Source organism: Fervidobacterium nodosum Rt17-B1, from assembly GCF_000017545.1.
Classification (GTDB): Bacteria; Thermotogota; Thermotogae; order Thermotogales; family Fervidobacteriaceae; genus Fervidobacterium; species Fervidobacterium nodosum.
Genome location: NC_009718.1, coordinates 1,942,318 through 1,948,941, shown reverse-complemented (window position 1 = coordinate 1,948,941; position 6,624 = coordinate 1,942,318). Strand labels below are relative to the sequence as shown.

The following is a 6,624-nucleotide window of genomic DNA, read 5'->3' as shown; positions in this document are numbered from 1 at the left end:
CTGTGGGCTGCCATTAGCGTAAGATATTGGACATAAACATATATAGGTAGATAATTATAAAGAGAAAAAAGTTATATTTGGGAGAGAGCAATATGTATTATCTCACAGGTCTATGTTAAAAATCAAGTCAAAGTTTATGTTAACATCTAAATGATATTTTTCAGAGTGATACTAATTTATGACAATATGTTACCTTTAGTTTTAAATGAGAAAAAATTCAATAGAAGTCCCCAAATTTAATCTTTTAGAATTTTTAATTTTCTAAAAAAGCACTTCTAAAGATTTACAAGTAACAGAAAAAAAATAAAGACTTCAAAACTAATAAACGTGGTTAAAAAAATCTTAAGTATGCGCATGTATGCTTTTTCTTTTGAAAAAATGCAATACTTTAATTTTTCACATAAGAGATTATAATATTTTTTGTAATGAAAAATTATTTCTATTATTTTTCTCAAAAAGCGGGGGAAGGATATGAGCAGAAATAAAAAAATATTTATATCATTTGACTTTGAAGGATTAGCCGGTATTACAAATTGGTCAGATGTAGACAAAAGATCAGCGGATTACAAAAGAGAATATATGTTAAAACAACTCAGAGCGTTTTTAAACGGTCTTGGAAATTCAGAGATACTTCTTGTTGATTCCCACGCCTCAGGCGACAATATTCCTTGGGAAATCACTTCAGAATTTCCAAATGTAAACTTGGTTAGCGGCGGAATAAGAAGATATTACATGATGTACGGCATAGATGAATCATTTGATTACATTGTTTTCTTTGGTTATCATGCAGGTATTGGCACTGAAAGTGCAAACATGGACCATACTTATTCAAGTTCGTCTATACACAATTTGTGGATAAATGGTTTGGAAATGAATGAAGCGCTCATAAATGCTGCATTCGGTGGTTTGTATAACGTACCCGTAGGTTGTATCGTTGGAGATGACAAAGTTGTTCAGCAAACGAAAAAATACATTCCAAAGGCTTTGTATTCTGTTACAAAAGAGTCAATAGGTAGGCATAGTGCCGTTATGAGACCGATGAAAGACTTACTAACCGAACTTGAAGAGAATGCAAAAGCACTTATCCAAAGAGAAAAAAGTGAGTTTGATATATTCGGCTTCAAAAAACCGATTGAAATGATTGTTGAGTTTTCAGATACACTTAGAGCTGATTTAGTTTCTTCTATGCCACTTGTAGAAAGATTAGATGGAAGAAAGGTAAGGATAATTCACGAAGACTATAAAGTAATATTTGAAGCTCTTCTTGCAATGACCTATATTTGTGCAGCAGCAAAAATTCTTTCATAAATTCTATATTTATAAACTTTATATTTTGTATAGCGGAGGTGTTTAAAGTGCTTAAAACCCTTGACGATATCATCGAATTGGCAAAAGGAAAAAACAAGATTATTGCTATTGCTGGTGGAGAGGATAAAGAAGCAATAAAAGCGGTACACGAAGCAAAAGATTTGGGAGTTTCCGCAATACTCTTTGGAAAAAAAGAAATCATTGAAAAAAACCTAGAAGAGATAGGCGCCGAATTTCCTGTCGTCGATTGCCGAACAGAAGAAGACGCTTCCAAACAAGCAGTTAAAAGTATAATAGAAGGAAAAGCACACATAGTTATGAAAGGATTAGTTAAAACATCAACATTACTTAAAGCTGTACTTGACAAAGAATTTGGGTTAAGAACCGATAGATTACTCTCACACGTTGCTGTTGTTGAAGTCCCAGGTGTAAATAGATTGATATTTGTCACTGATGGTGGAATGGTTATAAGACCAACATTGGAGCAAAAAGTGCAGATAATACAAAACGCTGTGGAAGTAGCAAGAAAACTCGGTTATGAAATACCAAAAGTTGGTCTTATAGCTGCCGTTGAGACAGTCAATCCCGATATGCCTGAAACAATGGAGGCAGCAATAATTGCTAAAATGAACGAAAGAGGACAAATAAAAAACTGCAAAATAGATGGTCCACTTGGTATCGATAATGCGCTTAGTATTTACGCTGCGGAAGTAAAAGGTGTGAAAGGGGATGTAGCAGGGCATGCAGATATCTTAGTTGTTCCAGACATACACAGTGGAAATTTCCTTGGTAAATCAGCTGTATACTTTGCTAACGGAAGAATTGCAGGTATAATAGCTGGAGCCAAGGTACCAGTAATAGTTATTTCAAGAGCCGACACAAGCGATTCTAAATTTGCATCGATAGCATTGGCAATTGCTTTATCATAATGATAAATACCAAAAATATCTAAGTTTTGGAGGTGTAAAGCAATGAAAAAACTCGCAGTTGTAGCAATTGGTGGAAACGCAGTAAACAGACCTGGTGAGGAACCAACAGCAGAAAACATGATTAAAAATCTTTCAGAAACAGCACACTACTTAGCAGGTATGCTTGATGAGTACGATATCATTATCACACACGGGAACGGTCCACAAGTTGGAAACTTGCTTGTACAACAAGATCTTGCAAAGCATGTAATTCCACCATTCCCAATCGACGTAAACGATGCACAAACGCAAGGTAGTCTTGGCTATATGATAGCTCTTACTTTAGAAAATGAACTAAAAAGGCGAAATATTGAAAGACAAATAGCTGCTATAGTAACACAAATAGAAGTAGATAAAAACGATCCCGCATTTCAAAAACCAACGAAACCTGTTGGACCATTCTATTCCAAAGAAGAGGCTGAAAAACTTGCACAAGAAAAAGGCTGGATAATGAAAGAAGATGCTGGAAGAGGCTATAGAAGAGTCGTACCATCACCAATACCACTAGATATTGTTGAAAAAGAAGTTATAAAAATGTTAGTAGAAAAAGACGTTATAGTAATCGCAGCTGGTGGTGGTGGAATACCCGTTGTCAAAGAAAACGGCATGTTCAAAGGCGTGGAAGCAGTTATAGATAAAGACAGGGCAAGTGCATTATTAGCAAAGGAAGTAGAAGCAGATATTTTAATAATATTAACAGGTGTAGAAAAAGTCTGCATAAATTACAAAAAGCCAGATCAATTTGAAGTCGATAAACTAACGGTTGAAGAAGCAAAAAAATACCTTGCTGAAGGGCAATTTCCATCTGGAAGCATGGGGCCAAAAATTGAAGCGGCCATTGATTTTGTTTCATCAACGGGTCGCGAATGTATAATCACAGATATGGCAGTACTCGATAAAGCCCTAAAAGGTGAAACTGGAACAAAGATTGTTCCATAAAACATAAATTATAAAAATAATTAAAAAATAGCGGTTGCTCAATTCAAAATATTGGCAACCGCTATTTTTATTTTTCTGATTAACAAAATGTTAATTTTTACTATACCCAAGTATATTTTAAAAAGTTGTCAAAAAACACCATAAATAAAGCATCTTACAACATGTTATTTTTTAATACAAAATTGCATTTTGTTATTCTTTTACTTTACAATATAAACAGTCTTTTTCTAATTTTAGCGGAGCGGAGAAAAGATGAATAGAGTATATAACGATCATCACATCCCGGTATTATTAAATGAGGTTGTTGAAAATTTAATTTGGAAGCCGGACGGGGTGTATGTAGATTGCACTGTAGGAGAAGGCGGACACACTCGAGCTATAGCAGAACGTGTGTTACCATATGGTGGTAGGGTTATTGGAATTGATGTCGATAGTGAAGTATTACAAATAGCAGAGCACAATTTGTTGTCCTACCCTAATGTTCAGCTTTTTAAATTCTCCTACGTAGAATTACCCGTCTTATTGAGTTTATTACAAGTCCATAAAGTTGATGGACTACTTGTTGATTTGGGAGTATCAACCTACCAACTCAAAGCTGAGGGTAGAGGTTTTTCTTTTAATCAAGATGAACCTCTTGATATGAGAATGAACCTCGAGAATAATTTAACAGCCTACCATATTGTTAATACCTATCCTGAGGAAAAATTAGCCGATATTATATACAACTATGGTGAAGAAAATTTTTCCCGAAGAATTGCAAGAGCAATTGTCCAAAATAGACCTATACAAACAACAAGACAACTTGTTGAAGTAATTAAGAGGGCACTCCCGTACAAGGAAGTGCATAATAGGAAACGCCATTTTGCCACAAAAACTTTCCAAGCTATAAGAATTGAGGTAAATAAAGAAATTGAGAATATTTCTAAATTTCTTGAATTCGCACCAGATTATCTAAATTCTGGTGGTAGATTAGCTATTATTTCTTTCCATTCATTAGAAGATAGGATTGTAAAACACGTATTTAAGAATGATAAGAGGTTAAAACCTATTGGTGATTTTATCAGTCCAACAACTTTTGAAGTAGCCGAAAATCCAAGAGCTAGAAGCGCCAAACTTAGATTAGCGGAGCGAGTTTAATCCCCATTAAAACTTTAATTTACAAAACCAGTTCAAAGTGGTTTATAGTCCGAACGAAGCTTTCACTTAGACCGTTCCTTGTCGATCCATTTATTCATTTTATTTTATTCTATCTATTTAAAAATCTAGCGGAGCGAAGGGGGATATTTATGACTTTAGTAAGGGCCAAACAGAGAGAAGTTATCCTTGAAAAAGAAAGTAGTTTTATTTCAACTTTTTTCAAATACTTGATTCCTATTGTTTTGTTGGTTATACTTGCTCTTAGTGCATATATACTTAATTGGAGAACGGTCCAATTAAGTAAAGAACTTTCAATTTATAGAGAAAATCTTTCAATAATTGAACAACAAAGCGAGGTACTTGGGTTACAAATTACAAAAATTGTTATGGGGCGTGATGTAATAAATTGAATAAGTTGAGTAATAAGAGATACAAAATTGCATTTATATCTTTTGTATTAATATTATCAATACTAATTTTCAAAATATGGAATAATATATATACTAATCAATACGCTATAAACAGCAAAGTAGTTGCACTGAGGGGTAATATATATGACTCACGTGGGAGGCTTTTAGCAACAAGTGAAGTCGTTTATACAGCATACTTAGATATTAGATATTTGAAAGCAATTGCCGGTAATGCCTTTAAGCGTGATCCGGATTTTATAAAGATGCTTTCTAATTTTGGATTATCCGAAAAGCTCGTTGACTTAGATAATAAGAACATCTTAAGACTTGGTTCTTTTTCAAAAAGAGAAGAAATACAAAAAAAGATACCGCCCCAGTATTTAAAGTTTGTCAACATAGAGCAAGAGGAGCGGAGAATTTCTATCCAAGATTTTGCTTTGAATTTCATCGTAGGCCGTACTGAACAAAGATGTGGCATCAGTGGGGCAGAAGCGTACTTTGATAAATTATTGAGACCCATTAGAGATGGGATAATTTCTATTAGCTATTCAAGTTTTATAGGAAACAGAGTTAAATCAGTAAGAATTGAACCAGAAAATGGTAAAGATATAAGATTAACAATTGATATATCTCTTCAAAAAAAACTTTATGATTTTGCTAAAAAATATCAATTAGAAAAACAAGCAACTGAAGTTGGAATATTATTGATGGAGAGTAAAACCGGGAAAATAAGAGTCGCACTAACTACTCAAAGTTGGCCAACATACTATATGGGATATCTTGAACCAGGCTCTACAATAAAACCTATACTTTTTGCAGCTGCACTTGAACTTGGGTTAGTTACACCAGAAACAAATTTTTATTGTCCAGGGTACATTAAACCCATAGAAGGACTTGATTTAACAATAAAAGACCTTGAAAAACACGAAAATATAACGCTTTACGATGGACTTGTCCATTCCTGTAACGTTGTCTCTATTTTAACCACTAAAAAAATAATTGATACATATGGTCAAGAGAAACTTTATGAGATACTAACATCTTTTGGTTTTGGAAAAGAAACTGGAATTGAATTGTTAGGAGAGATTCCCGGTAAGCTTAATCCACCTGACAAATGGTATCGTGCAGATTGGGCGTTCATTGGAATTGGCCAATCAATAGGAGTTACACCTATTCAATTATTAGCTGCTTTCAATTCAATTGTAAATGATGGTATATACGTTTCTCCAACACTTGATGAATCAGGTGAAATTAGAACTAAAAAAATTCTTTCGGCTGATACAGCAAAAATAGTTAAGACAATGCTTCTTGATGTTGTAGAGAAAGGTACAGGAGTAAATGCAAAAGTTGATGAAATAAAAATCTTAGGTAAGACTGGTACAGCACAAAAAAATGGGAAAAAGGATGTTACAGCACTCTTTATTGGTCAAGTTAAGTTAGATAAAGAATACACAATCCTTGTTTGGGTAGATTCTCCACAAAAAGAAAAGTTAAGCAGTATAGTCGCAGCACCACTTTTTAAAAATGTGGTTGAAGAGTTAATACAATATCAAACTAAGAATTCACAAAACTCAAATAACGCAGAAATTCCAAATATAAAAGGCTGGACAATTAAACAACTCATCTCATTGGCAAATGAAAAAAAGTTAAACATTAAGATTCATGAAAAAGGTCTCTATGTGGATAAATACGAATTCGAAATTACGTCAGAAGGAACCGCATTAAACGTATGGCTTTCCGATTTACCACCCCTATAACCCAAAATAAAAATTCATGCTTTTGTTACATTTTTTTCACTAATAAAAATCAATATCTGGTAAAATATAGCATTGGTATATCTCAATGTTTGCCGAAGAATGCAG

6 protein-coding genes are annotated in these 6,624 nt (G+C 33.7%); all 6 read left to right on the top strand.

Annotated features, from left to right (window positions below; genetic code table 11):
* Positions 1-471: 471 nt before the first annotated feature.
* The 6 genes from FNOD_RS09285 to FNOD_RS09260 all read left to right on the top strand — a co-directional run bounded on the left by FNOD_RS09285 (position 472) and on the right by FNOD_RS09260 (position 6,519).
* Positions 472-1,308 (top strand): M55 family metallopeptidase, encoded by an 837-nt coding sequence (locus tag FNOD_RS09285; RefSeq protein ID WP_011994914.1) that lies wholly within the window; start codon positions 472-474, stop codon positions 1,306-1,308.
* A 47-nt stretch (positions 1,309-1,355) separates the two neighbouring features.
* On the top strand, positions 1,356-2,237 hold the full coding sequence (locus FNOD_RS09280) for a bifunctional enoyl-CoA hydratase/phosphate acetyltransferase (protein WP_011994913.1): 882 nt from the start codon (positions 1,356-1,358) through the stop codon (positions 2,235-2,237).
* Positions 2,238-2,279: 42 nt separating this feature from the next.
* Positions 2,280-3,215 (top strand): carbamate kinase, encoded by a 936-nt coding sequence (gene arcC / locus FNOD_RS09275; RefSeq protein WP_011994912.1) that lies wholly within the window; start codon positions 2,280-2,282, stop codon positions 3,213-3,215.
* Between the two features lie 252 nt (positions 3,216-3,467).
* Positions 3,468-4,352: a 16S rRNA (cytosine(1402)-N(4))-methyltransferase RsmH gene (gene rsmH / locus FNOD_RS09270; RefSeq protein WP_011994911.1), complete on the top strand. Its 885-nt coding sequence runs from the start codon at positions 3,468-3,470 to the stop codon at positions 4,350-4,352.
* A gap of 149 nt (positions 4,353-4,501) precedes the next feature.
* Complete coding sequence (locus FNOD_RS09265; protein WP_011994910.1) at positions 4,502-4,762, top strand: hypothetical protein; 261 nt, start codon at positions 4,502-4,504, stop codon at positions 4,760-4,762.
* A complete protein-coding gene (locus FNOD_RS09260) occupies positions 4,759-6,519 on the top strand; it encodes a peptidoglycan D,D-transpeptidase FtsI family protein (protein ID WP_011994909.1) in 1,761 nt (586 codons plus the stop codon). Before FNOD_RS09265 ends, FNOD_RS09260 begins: the two co-directional genes overlap by 4 nt.
* Positions 6,520-6,624 lie beyond the last annotated feature (105 nt).